Consider the following 18344-nt stretch of genomic DNA (forward strand, 5'->3'; position numbering starts at 1 on the left):
ATCCCCCTCTGTATGTAGAAATCCTCTCCGTCATGCTTTTCGCCCCGCCCGGCTTTAAGCCCCAACGGCACTTATCAGCCTTCAAAACTGTCTCTCCACTGCAGCAGCTTCGCCTCCAGCAGCCGGACGAACGTATCCACAAGCTTGCCGACGACCGCAAACAGAATGACTCCGACGAAAATAATTTCCGTCGCCGAGTTCTGCTTCGCGAAGTTGATCAGGAAGCCGATGCCCGACTGGGAGCCGATCAGCTCCGCTACGACGAGCCCCAGCCACGAAACGGCCAGCGAAAGCCGCAGCCCGAGCAGGATGTTCGGCAGGGAAGCTGGAATGATCAGCCGGAGCAGCTGTTTGTACGGACTGAACCGCAGCACCTTGGCTACGTCGAACAGTTTGTTATCCACACTCCGGATGCCGAGGTAAGTGTGGACATAGAGCGGGAAGAAAGCTCCGTTCGCGATAATGAGCGTTTTGGACGTCTCTCCGAATCCGAACCAGAGGATAATAAGCGGAGCCGCCGCCAGATGCGGCACGAGACGAATCATCTGCAGCGTCGGATCGAGCAATTGCTCGGCTTTGCGGAAGTACCCGGTCAACAAGCCGAACAACAGCCCGAGACTGCCGCCGAGCAGGAAGCCCGTCATAGCCCTCCACAGCGAAATCCCCACATGTTCCGTCAACTCGCCGCTCACGGCCAGTTCTTTGAGTGCGGCGCCGATCATCAGCGGAGTCGGCAGAAAAAACGTCGAAATCCAGCCGAGATCACCTGCCGCCTGCCACACTATGAGCACAAGCACCGGAAGAACGGCACCCAGGGCAAAATCGCCCGTCTTGGCTTTCAGCAGCGTTTGCCCGTATTTGCGCAAGCTTCCGGGCTGTTCATGTGTTCCGGTGAGCCGTCGAAGCGCTTCCCCGCCACCGTTCATAGCTGTTCCCTCCTTTTACTTGCCTCCATAGCTGTCCTGCCATTGCAGAAGGCGCCTTTCCAGCAGCCGGACCCCTGAATCCGCCGCCTTGCCGATCACGGCAAACAGGATAATGCCCACATACACCACGGCGGTTTTGTTGAATTGCCGGGCTTCCGACATCAGATAACCGAGCCCGGACGATGCCCCCATCAATTCGGCGACGACCAGTCCGAGCCAGGCGATGCCGAGCGAAACTCTTATGCCGAGAAAAATATTCGGGAGCGCCGACGGCAGAATAAGACGCACCAGTTGTTGGTACGTGCTGAATCCCAGCACCCTCGTCACTTCAAACAATTTTTTGTCCGCGCCCCGTATCCCCAGAAAGGTATTGATATATAGCGGGAAAAAGGCCCCTTTGGCAATCAGCAGTACTTTCGAGGGCTCGCCGAATCCGAACCAGAGAATAAACAAGGGCGCAATCGCCAGATGGGGAATCATCCGGATCATCTGCACGGAGGGATCGAGCACTTTTTCCGTTCTGCGGAAAAAGCCGACCAGCATGCCCAGTAGAAGACCGAGTCCTCCTCCGAGCGCAAAGCCTGCGGCTGCCCGCAGCATACTTATGCCCACATTCTCCGCAAGCGCGCCGGACTCCAGCAGACTGCGAAGCGACTTGGCAATGGTCCAGGGTGTCGGAAAAAGCAGCCGGGAGATATAGCCCGCGTCACCCAGCACCTGCCACAAGATGAGCGCGGCCGCAGGCACGATCGCTCCCAGCAAGAACGATTCCAGCCGCCGTCTCCGCTTGGAAGAGCCGGTGGGAGCAGGTTCTGCCGGGACAGATTCAGGAGAAGCAGCCAATAAAGTCGAGCCTGTACCTTGCAGCAGATTTGAAGGCTTGCTCACGATGCCCCACCTCCTTCGTCAAATTCCTGCGCTTTCAACGAGCTCGAGTTCATCCAGTTTCTCGAATTCGTTTAAAATTTTGTAGCGGATTTCCTGAAACGACGTGCTCGTTTTCTTCCTTGGAAAAGGCAGATCCACCGGAACGATATTCCGGATCGCGCCGGGGCGCGGTTTGAGAATCACGACGCGGTTCGCAAGGAAAATCGCTTCATCAATGTCGTGCGTGACGAACACCATAGTCGTCCGGTTGGCCTGCCAGATATCGAGCAGCACCTCCTGCATATGCGCTCTTGTAAAAGCATCCAGCGCCCCGAAAGGTTCATCCAGCAGCAAAATTTTCGGATTTCGGAGCAGGGCCCGGGCAATGGAAACACGCTGGGCCATCCCGCCCGAAAGCTCCCTCGGATAAGACTTCTCGAAGCCCTGAAGCTTAACCAGCTCGATCAGATTATCCACCTTGGCGCGTACCTCCGGGTCTTTGAGCGAAAGATCGGCCGCAATATTCTTCTCGACCGTCAGCCACGGGAACAGGCGCGGTTCCTGAAAAATGAACCCTTTATCAATGCCGGGCCCCGTCACTTCCTCGCCTCCAAGCCGGACGTTCCCGTTGTGATCGGTATCCAGACCCGCCACGATTTTCAGCAATGTGCTTTTTCCGCATCCGCTCGGGCCGATGACCGTTATAAACTCGCCCTCTTTTATATCCAGATTGATATCGTGCAAGGCATGGACAAGCCCCTTCTTCGTCTCAAAAGCCTTGTTCAGCCTTCCGACTTCGAGCAGCAGATTTCCCATCGTGCATCCCCCTTCGTTTTAGGACAAAAATAAAAAAAGCGCATGCCGTACGGACGATATCTCGCATCCGGATCGCAGGCGCTTCTAGTTGACTAGTCAGCAGGTTTCAATTGCGGTTTTTTATTTCATACTATTCTTATAGGATTAGACAAATATTATCACTATAGCCCAGATCGGTCAAGACCGTTTTTCAAATAAAAATGACCGCAAAAAAACAGGCCGCACGCAGCCGCGCCAACCCGTTTTAATAACTCCGGTCTTTTAGGGAAAACAATTTTGCCCGAAAAATGCAGGCGCTCCGGGAATCAACTGTCTCCTGCAGGTTTTTCCTTCTCCAGGGAATCGTCTTTCTGCATCAGGCGGATCAGGTGCATGGTCAGGTAAACGGCCTCCGCTTCGTAAACCGGCTGCCGCAGCCGGCGCTGCATGACTTTCATCAAAGTCCAGGCGATAGTGTAAATCTCCGGGTACTGCTGCTTAAGCAGTTCGCCGAGCTTGTCCGGCTCGTGAACCGATTCTTTGCGCTTCACCCGTTCGATGGCAAAACGGAGATGACGCAGAAGCCGGGAGTACGCGATGGTCCTGCGGTCGATCGTAATATGCATTTGCCGTTCGATCAGGCTAATGAGCTCGCCGATCAGGCGGGAGTATTCATTGACCTCCGATACCGGCCGGTTCGTGATCGCGCCATGAATATGAAGCGTTACGAAACCGACCTCCGCCGGCGGCAGATGCACGTTCATTTTATCGTTAATCGTACGGATGACATAGTCGGCTATAGCGTATTCCCGGGGATAGAGCTCACGGGTTTCGAGCAGAAACGGATTCTGCAGCACAATGCCCTGCTCCAGCCGTTTAATCGCAAACGCAATATGGTCCGTCAGGGCAATATGAATATGTTCGTTCAGCGGCGCCCCGGCATGCTCCGAGATATACAAAATCACCTCGTTCATGACCTCGATCAGCTTCTCGTCGATTTGGGGAATCAACTGCTGGTATTGTTCTTTTTCTTTTTCATTGGTCAAAATGAACAGTTTCTCAACCGCTTCCGAAGGAATGAGATCTTTGGCCTTCCGGTTAAACCCGATGCCTTTGCCGATCACCACAACTTCTCGATAGACGGGATGCGCTGCAATGATCACATTGTTATTCAGCACTTTGACCACTTCTATGCTGCTGTTCTTCACTTCCGCACCTCTTCCGTGCACCCTGTTGATTCCTCCAGATTACTAGAAAAAGGCGCTTGCATCAAGTTGCCGGAACAAAAGCAGGCAGGCAATCCCCGGACTCCCGGAATTACCCGCCTTTTCCCGCCACTCCCTCCGGAAGCTCTTGAAGAACCGCACCGTAAGCTTCCTCCGGGTAATAGGCGCCGGAGGAAGGCTCTGCCGCGCTCAATCCGGGAGCATAACGTTTCTTCATCTGGCTGACCGACATCGCGATAATGCGCGGATTCAGCCGGGCCGTGTTCTCCTGCAGGCGTCCGAATCCTCCCGGATGAAGCATCCCGAGCAGAACACGCAGGTACAGCGTCGAGGACCAGCGCCACAGGCGGTTATGCAGCGGCAGGACGGTAAATCCGAACTGCCTGGTGCCGCGGTGGATCATGGAAATGCCGTACACGCCCTTAAGATCGGCAAGGGCCGGGTCCGTCAGCAGGCGGTGCGCCAGTCTGGGCATGGAATTACCCATGGCCCGGATCATCTGCACGGCCAGCTTCATCGTGGAGGAGCTTTGCGATCCGGCCCGGCGCAGCCATTCGTTGTCGAGATGAAGCTCCGCCACTTTGTCGCCCGGGCGGATAATCTCCCCGTCCTCGAGAATCAGCTCCTGCCCGTGGTACGCCCGGATGCGGTAGTGGAGGAAGCGGTGCTCGGGATCTCCGGGCTGTACCCGGTACAGCCGGTGGAACAGCCGCTCCCACAGCATCCAAGCGCGCAGGGCCAGGCCCCGGTGCTTCTCCGGCGGCGCAGGCGGCTGGCTTTGCGGCGTTTCAAGGGCGGGCGCCGCTTCCATCGCGGGCTGTGGGAGCTGCGCGCTCTCGGCCTCACCCGCGGCCCGCGAGCTGTGCATGGCCGCCGCTTCACCGGCAGCCTGCGGGCCCTGCACGGTCGCAGCCGCTTCGCCTGCGGTTGAGCCCTGCGCGGTAGCTGCCGCTCCGCCTGCAGCCTGCGCGCTCGTCGCTGCATCGCCTGCAGCCTGCGATGCCTGAGCGCCCAATGAGGACGCTGCCGGCAGAGCGGTCCGCTTCTCCGCGCCGCGGCGGACGAGCCGTTCCGGAAGCCTCCGGCCCGGGTGATGCTCGTCAATACGCGCAAAACAGATGCCCCGCCGACGGGCATCCTCCAGCACATCCGCGAGTGCCTCGATCATATAACCCGGCGCATCGGGGTTGGCGCCCAGTGTGTCCCCGCTGTCGTGCAGGAGAATGACGGCGCCGTCTTTCACTTTGCCGACCAGCTTCCGTTTGATCTTGTCGGTCCCCCCTCTGCTGCGCCAGTCAAAAGCCGCTATGGACCACAAGACGATACGGAATTTGCGGATCAGCAAAAAATCGAACACGTTGAAAACGCCCCACGGGGGACGGTAATGAACCGGCCGTATTCCGGTAATGCGTTCGATCACGTCTGCCGAATGTTCCAAGGTGCGGCGCACCTTCCAGGGGGTCATGAGAGCATTGGAATGGTGCATATAGTTATGCAGCCCGACGAGATGCCCTTCCTCGTGCATACGCCGGATCAGATCCGGGTAGTGCTCCGCCTTGGCGCCCAGCACGAAAAAAGTGGCTCTCGTGTCTTTCCGGGCAAGCAGATCCAGCAGCTGCGGCGTATACTGCGGGTCGGGGCCGTCGTCAAAAGTCAATGCGGCGCACGGGCTGTCGCTTCTGCTTTTAAACACGCCGTATCCGAGGCGCCGGATCAGGAAGGTAGGCACAAGTGTGTAGATCAGGTAAAAAATAAAGACCATCCAGATGATTCCTTCAACCACGGTAGGTCACCCCCTTTACGGCGGCTTTGCCGTCTGTCTTAACTGAAGGCTGAAGCGGTATTAGTATGTACCACAGGGCGATGGCTCCCAGCAGAATCGCGCTTGCCGCAATCACGAAAACCTCGCTGTACCGGTCGGCCAGCCAGCCCCCGAGAACCGGCCCTATAAAAGCGCCAAGTCCTTCGACACTGGAAAGCGTCCCCCAGCCCATCTCCTGGTGTCCTTTGGGAACGTAGAGAGCCATCAGGGCATTCCAGGCCGGCAGCACGCAGGCGTAGGAAACGCCAAGCAGCGCAGCCGTCAGCAGCGCAAACTCCAGTTCTTTTATAAACGTCATGACATACAAGGCCGCCGCCAGAAACGCAAACCCGAGGATCAGAAATCCGCGGAGCCCGAAGCGGTCGGAGAGCTTTCCCATCGGCATCAAACAAATGACCGTACACAGCCCGCCGGCCAGCAGAACCATGGAATATTGCGCATACTGCAGGCCCATGACTCCGGAGGCGAACCCCGGAAGAACAGGGACAAGCAGACCCGCGGCAAGAGTTTGCAGCATCATCGGAGGCAGGAGAGGTTTCGCTGCACCGAGCTGTTTTTTGAGTACGCCCGCCTGGACTCTCCACGTGACGGTTTTCCTCCGGGTCCCTTCGGCCCTGCCCCCCATTCCCATAGAAAGCAGGCAGCCCAGCCCCCACAGTCCGAGCAGGATAAAATACGTGACCGACAGACTGTAATCCAGCACAAAATTGATAACGACGGGGCCGGCACCGAGCCCGGTGAGCCAGACGGTATACAGGACCCCCATTTGAAAAGCGCGCTGTTCGGCCGTTATGCGGCTCAGACAAACGAGCCAGATCGGGGAAATTCCGACCCCGAATAAAGCCGCCGACAGGAGAAAAATAAACACGTTGTGCGGTCCCTGCAGCAGAATAAGCCCGATCAGAGAGAAGAACATCCCTCCGCCGACGATAACCCGGGCGGGAAACCGGTCGAGAAGAAGCCCCGCCAGCCCTTTTACAATCATATCGACTACATAGTGAATGGAAATCGCCAGTCCGACAACCGTCACGGGATAATGAAGAACATTCGCCGCATATACGGGCAAATAGGACAGCAGGTAAGCACCCCGGACGAATTCCACGACAAATAGAATGAATGCGTACCCGATTAATCGGGCGGAAAGCCGGCGCTGTTTGTTCTCATCCATCGTTCTCACCTCGCTTGTTCGCTGCTGCGGGCAGGATGATGCCCGATCTCTTCTAGAATATGCGAGACAATCGTCTGGCCCGCATTTTTTTTGTGCAGATTGCGGGCGGACGTGCGGGTCGACTCCGGCGGCCATTCTCCGCGCATAACCCGTCCGACCTGCCGGACAAGCTCATCCGGGTTAAAAGCGGCCAGCGCCGCGCCCTTTTTCACGAAATAATCGGCGTTTTCTTTCTCCTGGCCCAAAAACGGGCGGTAAACGATAACGGGAACATCCAGCGCAAGCGCCTCGGACAAAGTAACTCCGCCCGCTTTCGTAATCATGCAGGCGGAAGCCGCCATCAGCCGGTGGATGTCCTCCACAAAACCGTGCACGCACACGCGCTCCTGTCCGGCGAAAGCCGTTTCAAAATACCGCTTCAAGCGCTCATTGCGGCCGCATACGAGAACGATTCTCACGTCCGGAACGTCCCGGAGAAGTTTGGCGCAGAGCCCGCGCAGACCCCTCAGCACGCCGTACGCACCGGCCATCATAAGCACAAAGGGAGCCGCCTGTTTGGCCTCTCCTCTTGTTAACGCGGCGTTCCCGTCTCCGGCGGCCTGAAAGGAAGGCCGCAGCGGGATGCCGCTGACTTTGATGTTATCCGCCGGTACGCCCTTCGCGACCAGCAGCGTTTTCAGTTCCTCCGAAGGAACGAAATAATGCTGTACATCCGGGTGAATCCACCGGGAATGAAGATCGTAATCCGTCACGATCGAGAAAGTCGGAATCGTCTCCCCGCAGTGCGGTCCCGTATCCGGCATCCCCTTGAGGGGGAAAGTGTTCACCACCGCCGCCGGCTGATGTTCGCGGATCATTTGGCGGAGCTTGCGGTCTCCCAGGGAGTGAAGCCATCTGGAAAGCAGGGCGTCCGCCCGCATATCTTGCGTCAGGTAGTAGCTGAGGCCGTACAGGCCGATGGAAGATGTTTTCAGATACACGAAGCGGGTGAAGGAATTGAACCAGGGATGCGCCTGAGCGAACAAGTCCACAAGCTCTACGTTGCTGACGCCTTGAGTTTCAAAGCTCTGCCGCAGGGCCCGGGATACTTGCAGATGGCCGTCTCCGTAACTGGCATAGAGGATGAGTATTTTCGCATCGGGGTTCATGGGCATAACCACGCTTCCTGCTATGGAATAGGGTTATTATACGAAGTTTGCGTAAACATTATTGTCGCTTTTACCAAATTTCTTGTAAAGCCGCCGCATAGCGCCGTTCGCTGCGGGTTTCCAGCACGATTCGCACCGCTTCGGCCGATGCGTTGGACCGGCGCGTTCTGCCCAGGTTCTCCCGCATGGTATACAGCAGCGACGGACTTCTCAGCAGAATGCCCAACTGTCCGATCAAATCGTTCATGTTCTTCGCTTTTACGGCGATTCCCGCCTGCAGAAGGAAACGGGCATTGTCCTCTTCCTGTCCGGGAAGGGACTTGTAGATCACGATCGGCAGCTTCATGGCCATCGCTTCCGAGATGGTAAGGCCCCCCGGCTTCGTAACGAGTAAATCCGCCGCGGCCATCCATTCGTGTACGTTGTTCACGTAACCGGTAGCGAGAATCCGATGGCGGGAATGAACCGCCAGCTCCGTAATCTGAGCGCGGAGCTTCTCGTTGTTCCCGCACACGACGACCAGCTGCGTCCGGACCGGCAGCGACTCGAAGGCTTCGAGCCTGTTCGCCAGCTCGCCGCCCATCATCCCGCAGCCTCCTCCCATGAACAGGATCGTCGGCAGCTCGGGGTCGAGTCCGAGCAGGCGGCGTATCTGGGCGCTCTCGTAGGTGCCCTGGAATTCCGGCCGGATCGGAATGCCCGTTACTTCGATGCGCCCCGCGGGCACACCCGCCTGGATCAGGCCGTCCCGGACGGTGTCGGAACCGACCAGGTACTTGTCGGTCTCCGGGTAAACCCAATAGCTGTGGTCCGTATGGTCCGTAATGACCGTGGCCGTAGGCACATCGTACAGCCCGTAAGCCCGTACGGCGGACATCGCTCCGGCAGCCGGAGGGAAAGTGGACACGACCACCGTCGGCTCCACTTCACGGAGCAGCTTCATCATGCGGCCGAGGCCGAACCGGTTGAACTGTTTCAAAATGTACGAGAAAAAGTTGGCTTCTCTCGTTTTATTGTATACATATCCGTATGCCGACGGGAACGTCTGAAGTCCTTTCAAAAACATGTACCGCCCGATGGAGTTCATGAAGGGATGCGTCCACTCCATAAAATCGAGCAGGACCGTCTCCGCTCCCGGATACCTCTGAGCGATCTCGCGGCGGATCGCTTCCGCCGCCTGTTTATGCCCGTCTCCATAGCTTCCCGAGAGAATCAATACTTTATGTCCGTTCTTTTTCATGGTCCGCAACCCTTTCCGTTAACCTTGTTCTTGTCACTATTCTACTCGGTCGGGAGGGGGAATCAGAACCGACTCACGACGGTTTTTATACCTGGTCTTAGGTCCAGGTAGCCCAGGCAGCCCAATTCCCCTCGCGTCTCTTCGGACATCCGGCAAGGCCAGACAACAAAAAGCCTTCCGGGCAGCAGCGGCTGCAGAAGGCTTCTGTTCTAAGAGGTTGCGCCTGGTTGAGTAAGCTTCTGTGCCGTCCATCCCTTGTCCGTACCGTACGGGGATAAACACGGATGCTTCCGGTTAAACAGACTCGGTTTGTTCCGACAGACGCGAGATCACCGGCTCGCCGTCCCATATAATCGTGGATGGGGCTTCTCTTTGACGCATGTGCGGTTTGTCCAGCAGGGTGAAAAAGTTTTCCGAAGGCAGTTCACCCAGACCGTGCTTGGCACACAGCCTGCCGAGGTAGGGGTTTCCTTCCTGCCGGTTTCCCGAAACGTTATCTCCTTTCAGCGAAAAAGCGTAGAGTACGCTCGCGACGGGAACTCTGACGATTTTATAAGAACCGGCGGTTCGGAGGAAAAAGTCCCAGTCCCAATAATGATGCACATCGGGGTCATACTCGCCCAGGGTGTCGTGGATGGCCCTCCGGTACAGGGTGCCTGACGGTACATACGTCGAAAATTTCCTCATCTCCGCGAGATCGAACTCGTAAGCGAACAACCGGCGGCTGACCGGAATACGCGTGCGGCCTTCCACCCGGTAATCAAACAGCTCCGCATCGGAATAGGCAAAGTCCGCTCCGGTCTCTTCGAGAGCGGCAAGCATGCGCCTGATATGCCCCGGCGTCAGGAGATCGTCGTCGTCGCAAAGCAGAATCAGCTCGCCCCGGGCAATCCGGAGCGCTTCATTGCGGGCATGCACATGCTTTAAATTAACCAGCTGGTTAATAATCGTAACAGCCAGCTCCGGGTAAGCTTCCTTCACAAAATCCACGGACACGCCGGCATCGTTCACAACGAGTACTTCCAGGTTCGGGTAGTTCTGTGCCGCCAGCGTCTCCAGCAGCTCGCCCAATACGTAAGGGCGGTTATATGTAGGGACAATAGCCGATATAAGCGGCTCTTTGGGTGTTGTCGGTGATTGCGATTCTCTCACTTGGGAATCCGTTCCTTTCCGTTGCAGCAGGAGTCATCAAATCGTTTCCTCTTTACTATACATGATGAAGCCCGTCCGCGTCTGTATGTTCATAAGCCTGTTGATAAGTATGCCGTTCTATGTCATTATGAATAAAGATTTTCGAAAATAGGACTTAGTGCCTATATATAATACCTAGTCATTTACGAAACCAAGGATTTTTTCTTTCATTTCAGGCAAAAAAAGGATAGAATGTAGGGTATAAACCTTTTTTGTTAGGAAAAAAGTAACGGCTTGTCAAGTTACACTTGGAGTTTTTTTCCTTTTTTAAGCACGGGCAGCAGCTAGGAGGTTTCTTCATGCAGGCAAGTAAAATTCTTGTTGTCGACGATGATCACCATATTTTGGAGATCGTTTCCCTGTATTTACGGCGCGAAGGCTTCGAAGTCATTACCGCCGATCACGGGGATCATGTGCTTCAACTGGTCACGGAACAACGTCCCGACCTTATTCTTTTGGACATTCTGCTTCCCGGCATGGACGGTATAGAACTGTGCCGCCAACTGCGGAAAACAAGCGACATCCCGGTTATTTTCCTGTCGGCGAAGAGCGAAGACATCGACATCATTCTCGGTCTGAGCATAGGAGGAGACGACTACGTCACGAAGCCGTTCAGCCCCGCACAGCTTGTCGCACGCGTGAAAGCGCTGCTTCGGAGATGCTCTGCATCCCGCAATCCGGCGGACCAGCACGTGCTGAAATATCCCGATCTGGAGATTGATCTGCACAGTCATATCGTGAAAGTTCAGGAGCGGCCTATCGCCCTGTCCGCCAAAGAATTCGATCTGCTCAGCCTGCTGGCGCAAAATCCGAACCGCGTCTACCGGATCGAGCAGCTATTCGAACAGGTCTGGAGCCTGGAGAGCTTCGGCGATCCCCGGACTCTCATCGTTCATATCAGCAACCTCCGCAAAAAAATCGAACCGAACCCGTCGGACCCCCGGTATATCATTACCGTGCGCGGAGTCGGTTACAAATTCAACGGAAGTCCCGTCTGATCGGACGCCGGTACGTTAACGGAGGGCACGGCACGACGGAAAGGTGCTCACGGCGGTACGCCAAAGCGGTACGGCCTGGCACCGCGGCACAAAAAAACGGCGTAACCGGAGGTTACGCCGTTTTGATATGGACAGGCAGTATGATATCAATGGTCGTCCCGAGACCCAAACGGCTGGAAACCCGCAGGATGCCCGCATGGTTCTCGATAATTTTATTGCTGACCATGAGGCCCAGCCCCGTCCCGTTTTCTTTCGTCGTAAAGAACGGTTCGCCGATTCTCGTAAGGTGGCCGGGCTCGATTCCTTTTCCCTGATCGGCGAAACGGATACCCACCTTGTTCTTGGGCAGCGCGGACACCGTAATGTGCAGCAGCCCGCCCTCCGGCATCGCTTCGATCGCATTTTTCACCATATTAATAAAGACCTGCTTAAGCTGGTTCGGATCGCAGTCTATCTTCGGAATCGCGCCTTCTTCCTCAAGAATGGCGCTCACCCCCGCCTCTTTGCGCTGGTTATCGAAAAGCTGGAGCGTTTCCCTGAGCAGAGGCAGCACTTCGTGCCGGTCGAAACGGCTGTTTACAGGCTTGGACAGCAGCAGAAAATCGTCGATGATCTCGTTCATCCGGTTGACTTCGGAGCTCATCATGCCCAGATAAGGCGCATCCGGCGCCTGTTTCCGCGAAAGCTGTAGAAAGCCGGAGATAATCGTCAGCGGATTGCGGAGTTCGTGAGCCATTCCCGCGGCCATCTGACCGACGAGCGAAAGTTTCTCCGAGCGTTTGAGCTGGAGCATGATGTCCGCAAACTGGCGGAAGAGCAGCACGATCAGCAGAAGAATAAAGACCGAGACGCCCAGATACGTCATGGGCGAGAACCGGATCATGATGTTCAGCCGGTTCTGGAAAATATCGATCAGGCCGGTCAGGCAGATGACCCCGATTCCGACCAGAAGCAGTTTCGCCCCCCGGTTTCCCTTCATTGCGCAGACCGCCGCCCGGACGATCACAAGCGGCATGCTTAGAATCAGCAGCAGCTGGTACCAATCGACGATTTCCACGACGGAGACGACGCTGCATGCGTGCAAAAGCAGGACCCCCGCGCTGTATGCGAGATGCAGCTGCCAGGCTCTTCTTATGTATGCGCCCCTGCCGGAGCCGAGCAGATGCTCCACAAACATCAGGATGCCGATTACGCCTCCGAACAGGGCGATCAGCTCCGCATAAGTCAGTATGGCCGGGTGGTCGAAAACGAGATAGACGACCGACGAGCGGCAGATGCTGTAAATGCCGAAACAGAAGGAAAATAAGCTGAAATTGAGAAAAACTTTGTGACTCCGCAAACCGAGAGAAACACAAAAAGCCACGATTCCGGCCAGTATGTAGCTAACCCCCAGTACGGCCCGGAAAAATTCCTGCCGGACCATCCGCTTGATAAAAACGCTTTCGGATCCGTACATGGCCCCGTCCTCTATCCCGATATTCCGCGACTCCGACTGAAGATGAATATACAGCATCCCTTGCGAATTTTCCGGCAGCGGGACAATTCTTCTGGGCGTTCCGTAATAGCGGTATTTCCGCCCTTCCTGCCAATCCCCGAAGCGGTAGGCGAGCCCTTGTTCCGTATACACTTCGACGTTGTCGAAGGCGCGGATAAGCACGCTCGGATCAGCCGCTGTATGAGAAGGGAGCGGAACCCGCAGCCACAAATGGCTTCGGCCCATCCGGTCCTGCGGATTCAGCAGTTGACCGGCCGTTTTCCAGTCTCCGCTGCTGTGCGGTGGCCCTTCCGTTCGTCCGGTCCCCTCTTCCTCCGCCCAGCAGTACTCCCAGTTGTCCAGCAGGACGGGCGGGGCATTCACGCGCATAGGCGGAGAAGTTTCGGCCCGGACGTCTTTCACCCCGATGAATAAGAAAAGAGCCGCAAATACGAGCCCTAATGCAATAGCTTGAATGAACTTAGTCATGTTCTACCCTCTTGCCAACCTCAATTGCCGAATTTTCGACAATTCTTGGTTTTTCTGTAAGTAGATGTGGTTCTTTACCTACTTTTCGATTCGGAAGGACGGTTTCCTGTCCCTCTATCAAATTTTTATGATTTTCAACAATTATCGACATATTATTCGAAAAAGATTAGCGTTCTCCCGAATTTTTTTGTCGAAATAAGGACCATATTATATGAAGAGAAAGGAGGGTGAGTCATGTCCAAAGACAAAACCATGGACCCTATGAGCCACGAAACGGTTGAAACGGACGGCATTTATGCGGATGAAGCCGGCCGGGAAGTCACGTTGAAACGGGGCGACAAGTTCCCCGCCGATCTTGTACTGGGCGAAACGACCTGGGAGATGAAAGGCTTCTCCCTGAACGAAGCGGAAATCGATCACCAGCAGAAAGAAAATACGCCGCCGCGCCAACATGTCAAAACCGGCGACCGGTAATTGCCGAACAGCGGGCCTCCGGGCCCGTTTTTTTTACACGCATCTACCCAATACGGGCCACAGAAAAATAGGTCGCAAGCGTCGTCCGCATCCGCATTTCCTTACAGAATTAAGCTGGACCGAAAGATTCGGCTGCCGCTCCGTTTGAGCCTAGGGCTGTAGGCTGCCGCAGGCCGTCCCCTTCCGCCATGCTTTGCCGGTACATACGCGCCAGTGTGCGCGTCCCTGCGGAATTTGCCGCCACGCCGCTGTTTCCATCACGTGCTTCACGTTCGTTCCCGGTTATCGGCCGCTGTGGTATAATAAAACTTCCATTTCAAAGAACGGAAGGAGCCGTTGTGCCGTCATGACGCTTACGCAGCAGCGGATTTTCATTGTCACCGGGGGAGCTTTCGGCCCTTGGGCGGACGAGCATCTGAATATGCTGAATCCCGGGACGGATCTTCTCGTCGGAGCCGACCGCGGCGCTCTCCATCTGGTCCGCAGCGGTTACCGCCCCCGGCTGTCGCTCGGGGATTTCGACTCCGTCACACCGGAGGAACTCGCTGAAATCCGCCGCGGCAGCGAGGAATTAATGGCCTGCGACCCCGTGGACAAAAACTGGACGGATACAGAGCTGGCTTATACCTGGGCGCTTGACCGCAATCCGTCGGAAATCATTCTTCTCGGCGCGCTGGGCACCCGTCTCGATCATACCCTGGCGAATATCCACCTGCTACGCAAAGGAGCGGAGGCCGGAATCCGCTCCCGCATCATCGATGATCACAACGATATCGAGCTGGTACGGGACCGCATCGCGATTACTGCCGGGCCTTACGCGCAGGTTTCTCTTCTCCCCTTAACGACGGAAGTAACCGGCATTACGCTGACCGGCTTTCAGTATCCGCTGGAAAATGCGACTCTCCAGATCGGACAGTCGCTCGGAATCAGCAATGTGCTACAAGCCGGGCAAGGGTCGATCTCCATCCGCTCGGGGCTTCTCCTCGTAATCAGAAGCAGGGATTAAAGTCCCGACCGGACCGTCTCTGAACTCGCAGTCCCGCGATTGGAATCATATGTAATCTATTTGGAGACGATTCGTTCTCAAATACTTATATAACAAGCCTTCGGGCAGCATCCCAATTGGAACATTTTAGTACGTACCGGCTTAAAAATCAAACAAGCCCCGGAAGCGGCAGGGATTTTCCCGCCGCTTCCGGGGCTTGTTTATGCAGGCTGCGCCCGGGTTTGTACACTTTATTTGAAGAATGTGTCGTTTTCTTGAATGTGCAGGGGCCCGCAATTATTTCCTATTAAAAAGGAGCCGGCCTATGCCTGCCTGCCGCGCCGTCAGTGCCAGTTCATCCGCTCTCTGAGCGAGGTGATATGAGCGGTGTGATGCTTGCCGTGCCAGACATACAAGCCGAGACCGCGCGCCAATGTAGTCGGCCCGCTCGCCGGATGCAGGAACGTCCGGGCCCAGCCCGCTTCATCCAGAGTCCGGAGCCACCGCACCCAGCGGTCGTGCAGCGCGTCCAACAGCACCAGCGAAATCTCCGGCGGAGCCGTCTTCCCGTCTTCGAGTTCCGCCCACAGCTGCTCTTCATAGGGCTTAATGACAGGCTCATTCTCCGTCGCGCCCAGCTTGAAGCGGACATAGCTGTTCATATGGCTGTCCGCCACATGGTGGATAACCTGGCGAACGGTCCAGCCGCCGGGGCGGTACGGCGCATCGAGCTGCTCCTCGGTCAATCCAGAAACGGCCCCGCGCAGCTGAGAAGGAGCGGCCGCAAGTTCTTCGAGCCAGTCCCGAATTTGTTCCGGGGAAATCTCTCCCTCATAAGTATAAGTTCCGATCGGATAACGCAAATCTTCTCCCATGTCGTTAACGCCTCCTCCGCTTTTGAGCCATTATAGCACAGGCCTCTGCCGCCGCTGAACCACTCTTCCCTTTTCCCTGGACATTACAAGGGTCAATTCCCTCCTCATCTGCCATGAACTGGCATATAAACGAACAAAGAAATCCCGTTACCATCAAAAAGTTCGGCTTTTCGACATTTTCTTCTTTTCAACCCTCCGCTCTCTGGAGTATAATGAAGCCATCATTCAACAAGCCAACCGAAAATCAGCCAGCTCGTATAAAGGCAGGAATAGGCCTGCCAGTCTCTACCCGGTCACCGTAAATGACCGGACTACGGGTGATGACAAATTCCGGATCCACGGACGGTTTTTATCCGCAGGAAGGCCTTTGCGCCTTCTCTGGGAGACTACCCGCTTCCGCGGCATTTGCGGTTATTTGCCTTTCACTCGATGAACACGGCCCCTGGGGTCCGGTGCAGATTCGGGTTTTTTGCGCTTTTCGTTTCAACTCATTATTTTTTCATTTGTGGGGGATGCCAGCATGGAGCTTTTAAAAAGAAAAATCGAAGATGAAGGAACGGTTCTGTCCGGACAAGTTCTGAAAGTGGACGCTTTCCTGAATCACCAGATCGACCCGGTTCTGATGTTCGAAATCGGCAAAGAATTCAGCCGTCTCTTCGCCGGCGAAGGCGTAACCAAGGTTCTGACGCTGGAATCCTCCGGCATTGCCCCGTCCGTGATGGCGGCGCTCGAAATGAAGGTGCCCGTCGTGTTCGCCCGCAAGCAGAAATCGCTCACGCTGACCGACAACCTGTATGTGGAGCGCGTCTATTCCTTCACCAAACAGCAAACGAACGAAGTCACTGTCGCCAAAAAGTTCCTGTCCGCCGATGACCGCGTTCTCATTATCGACGACTTCCTCGCCAACGGCGAAGCCGCTCTCGGTCTGGCCAACATCGTCAAAGCGGCCGGCGCCGAAGTAGCGGGTATCGGCATCGTGATCGAAAAGTCGTTCCAGCCGGGCGCGGACAAGCTCAAGGCCGCCGGCTACCGCGTCGAGTCGCTCGCTCGCGTAGCTTCGCTGGATAACGGGAAAGTAACCTTTCTGAACAGCAGCGTCTCCGAGGAGGATACTCATGTTCAACTGGTTTAAGACCGGCTCTCTGGGACTCCAGCACGTTCTCGCCATGTACGCGGGCGCCGTGATCGTACCGATCATCGTGGCAGGCCAGCTTCATCTCCCGCCCGAGCAGCTCTCCTACCTGATCTCGATCGACCTGCTCACCTGCGGGATCGCGACTCTCCTCCAGGTGTGGGGCAACCGCATCTTCGGCATTAAGCTGCCCGTGATGCTCGGCTGCGCTTTCCAGGCCGTCGCTCCGATGATCGCCATAGGCGGCCAGCACGGCATGACGGCGATTTACGGCTCCATCATCGCATCGGGCCTGATCATCTTCGTGTTCGGCGGCCTGCTCGGCAAGCTCGCCCGCTTCTTCCCGCCGGTCGTTACCGGGTCCGTCGTCACGATCATCGGCCTGACGCTCATTCCCGTCGCCATTCAAGACATGGGCGGCGGCCAGAACAGCGCCGATTTCGGCAGCCTGCAAAATCTGGCCCTGTCTTTCGGGGTTCTACTCTTCATCCTGATCATGAACCGCTTCTTCGGCGGCTTCATCCGGGCCGTTTCCATTCTGCTCGGCCTGATCTTCGGCACGATTGCCGCCGCCTTCATGGGCAAAGTCAGCTTCCAGGGCGTGCTTGACGCTTCGTGGTTCCACATGGTCCAGCCGTTTTATTTCGGCGTCCCGACCTTCCATCTCACGTCCATTCTGACCATGACGCTTGTGGCCATCGTTTCCGTCATGGAATCGACCGGCGTGTTCATGGCGCTCAGCAAAATTTGCGACAAAGACCTGACGGACCGGGACCTCGCAAGAGGCTACCGCGCGGAAGGGCTCGCAAGCATTATCGGCGGCCTGTTCAACTCCTTCCCTTACACGACTTACTCGCAAAACGTCGGGCTTGTCCAGCTGACAAAAGTCAAAAAGAGAAGCGTGATCGCTGCCGCGGGCGTGATTCTGATCCTGCTCGGCTCCGTGCCTAAAATCGCGGCGCTCACCATGCTTATCCCGACCGCCGTACTCGGCGGGGCAACGATTGCCATGTTCGGCATGGTCGTGTCCTCCGGTATCAAACTGCTTAGCTCGGTAGACCTGAACCAGCATGAAAATCTGCTGATCGTCGCCTGCTCCGTAGGCATGGGCCTCGGCGTAACGGTAGCCCCGACGCTGTTCAGCCACCTTCCCGAGAGCGTGCAGATTCTGACCGGCAACGGCATCGTAGCCGGAAGCTTCACGGCGATTGTGCTGAACCTGATTTTTTCCATCGGCAAATCCGGTTCCAAAGCTCAGGCAGCCCACAGCGCTCCGGATCAGGAAAAGCATGAATTCAACTTGAAGGCGTCCAGCTGATTGGAATAAGTTTAACCCGATCCGGGGGTTCCGCGAACCTCAAGCGTGATCGGATCAGAAACCGCTTCGCTCCACAGAGCCGAAGCGGTTTTTTTGGCGTTTAATCCGACGTCCGCCCCTCTGCTGCGGCTTTAGCGCCCGGTCCCGGCTGCGTCCCTCTGCTGCGGTTTTTGGCGTCCGGTCCGGGCTCCGCCCCTCATCGGCGGAGATTGAGTC

16 protein-coding genes and 1 riboswitch are annotated in these 18344 nt (G+C 56.3%); of the genes, 5 read left to right on the top strand and 11 right to left on the bottom strand.

The window, feature by feature from the left end:
- Nucleotides 1–74: 74 nt before the first annotated feature.
- The 9 genes from AC2TF6_RS25710 to AC2TF6_RS25750 all read right to left on the bottom strand — a co-directional run bounded on the left by AC2TF6_RS25710 (nucleotide 75) and on the right by AC2TF6_RS25750 (nucleotide 10344).
- On the bottom strand, nucleotides 75–926 hold the full coding sequence (locus tag AC2TF6_RS25710; protein ID WP_218230813.1) for an ABC transporter permease: 852 nt from the start codon (nucleotides 924–926) through the stop codon (nucleotides 75–77).
- A 15-nt stretch (nucleotides 927–941) separates the two neighbouring features.
- Complete coding sequence (locus tag AC2TF6_RS25715; protein ID WP_491309078.1) at nucleotides 942–1814, bottom strand: ABC transporter permease; 873 nt, start codon at nucleotides 1812–1814, stop codon at nucleotides 942–944.
- Nucleotides 1815–1832: 18 nt separating this feature from the next.
- A complete protein-coding gene (locus AC2TF6_RS25720) occupies nucleotides 1833–2609 on the bottom strand; it encodes an ABC transporter ATP-binding protein (RefSeq protein WP_009674667.1) in 777 nt (258 codons plus the stop codon).
- A 305-nt stretch (nucleotides 2610–2914) separates the two neighbouring features.
- Nucleotides 2915–3817: a glucose PTS transporter transcription antiterminator GlcT gene (glcT, locus tag AC2TF6_RS25725; protein ID WP_491309079.1), complete on the bottom strand. Its 903-nt coding sequence runs from the start codon at nucleotides 3815–3817 to the stop codon at nucleotides 2915–2917.
- 88 nt (nucleotides 3818–3905) lie between these two features.
- Nucleotides 3906–5597, bottom strand: coding sequence for a polysaccharide deacetylase family protein (locus AC2TF6_RS25730; RefSeq protein WP_491309080.1), 1692 nt, complete (start codon nucleotides 5595–5597; stop codon nucleotides 3906–3908).
- Nucleotides 5590–6804, bottom strand: coding sequence for an MFS transporter (locus tag AC2TF6_RS25735; protein ID WP_491309081.1), 1215 nt, complete (start codon nucleotides 6802–6804; stop codon nucleotides 5590–5592). Before AC2TF6_RS25735 ends, AC2TF6_RS25730 begins: the two co-directional genes overlap by 8 nt.
- Nucleotides 6805–6809: 5 nt before the next feature.
- Nucleotides 6810–7958: an MGDG synthase family glycosyltransferase gene (locus tag AC2TF6_RS25740; RefSeq protein ID WP_491309082.1), complete on the bottom strand. Its 1149-nt coding sequence runs from the start codon at nucleotides 7956–7958 to the stop codon at nucleotides 6810–6812.
- A 64-nt stretch (nucleotides 7959–8022) separates the two neighbouring features.
- Nucleotides 8023–9192, bottom strand: a complete 1170-nt coding sequence (locus tag AC2TF6_RS25745; protein ID WP_491309083.1) for an MGDG synthase family glycosyltransferase — start codon at nucleotides 9190–9192, stop codon at nucleotides 8023–8025.
- Between the two features lie 294 nt (nucleotides 9193–9486).
- Nucleotides 9487–10344, bottom strand: a complete 858-nt coding sequence (locus AC2TF6_RS25750) for a glycosyltransferase family 2 protein (protein WP_491309084.1) — start codon at nucleotides 10342–10344, stop codon at nucleotides 9487–9489.
- Nucleotides 10345–10682: 338 nt separating this feature from the next.
- On the opposite strand from AC2TF6_RS25750, the gene AC2TF6_RS25755 reads away from it, so the two are divergent.
- Entirely contained in the window at nucleotides 10683–11381 is a 699-nt protein-coding gene (locus AC2TF6_RS25755) for a response regulator (RefSeq protein WP_491309085.1), read from the top strand.
- A gap of 112 nt (nucleotides 11382–11493) precedes the next feature.
- Here AC2TF6_RS25755 and AC2TF6_RS25760 read toward each other — a convergent pair whose 3' ends face one another.
- On the bottom strand, nucleotides 11494–13344 hold the full coding sequence (locus AC2TF6_RS25760; RefSeq protein WP_491309086.1) for an ATP-binding protein: 1851 nt from the start codon (nucleotides 13342–13344) through the stop codon (nucleotides 11494–11496).
- A gap of 234 nt (nucleotides 13345–13578) precedes the next feature.
- On the opposite strand from AC2TF6_RS25760, the gene AC2TF6_RS25765 reads away from it, so the two are divergent.
- Nucleotides 13579–13818, top strand: a complete 240-nt coding sequence (locus AC2TF6_RS25765) for a hypothetical protein (RefSeq protein ID WP_009674659.1) — start codon at nucleotides 13579–13581, stop codon at nucleotides 13816–13818.
- Nucleotides 13819–14164: 346 nt separating this feature from the next.
- Nucleotides 14165–14824 (top strand): thiamine diphosphokinase, encoded by a 660-nt coding sequence (locus AC2TF6_RS25770; protein WP_491309087.1) that lies wholly within the window; start codon nucleotides 14165–14167, stop codon nucleotides 14822–14824.
- A 323-nt stretch (nucleotides 14825–15147) separates the two neighbouring features.
- Here AC2TF6_RS25770 and AC2TF6_RS25775 read toward each other — a convergent pair whose 3' ends face one another.
- The gene (locus AC2TF6_RS25775; protein ID WP_491309088.1) at nucleotides 15148–15678 is read right to left on the bottom strand and encodes a YfiT family bacillithiol transferase; all 531 of its coding nucleotides are present in this window, start codon (nucleotides 15676–15678) and stop codon (nucleotides 15148–15150) included.
- Between the two features lie 233 nt (nucleotides 15679–15911).
- A riboswitch (purine riboswitch) is annotated at nucleotides 15912–16012 on the top strand.
- A gap of 186 nt (nucleotides 16013–16198) precedes the next feature.
- Between AC2TF6_RS25775 and AC2TF6_RS25780 the strand changes: the two genes are divergently transcribed.
- Nucleotides 16199–16810, top strand: coding sequence for a xanthine phosphoribosyltransferase (locus tag AC2TF6_RS25780; protein ID WP_491309089.1), 612 nt, complete (start codon nucleotides 16199–16201; stop codon nucleotides 16808–16810).
- Nucleotides 16794–18128: a nucleobase:cation symporter-2 family protein gene (locus AC2TF6_RS25785; RefSeq protein WP_491309090.1), complete on the top strand. Its 1335-nt coding sequence runs from the start codon at nucleotides 16794–16796 to the stop codon at nucleotides 18126–18128. Before AC2TF6_RS25780 ends, AC2TF6_RS25785 begins: the two co-directional genes overlap by 17 nt.
- The last annotated feature ends 216 nt before the right edge of the window (nucleotides 18129–18344 follow it).

Source organism: Paenibacillus sp. JNUCC 35, from assembly GCF_058269095.1.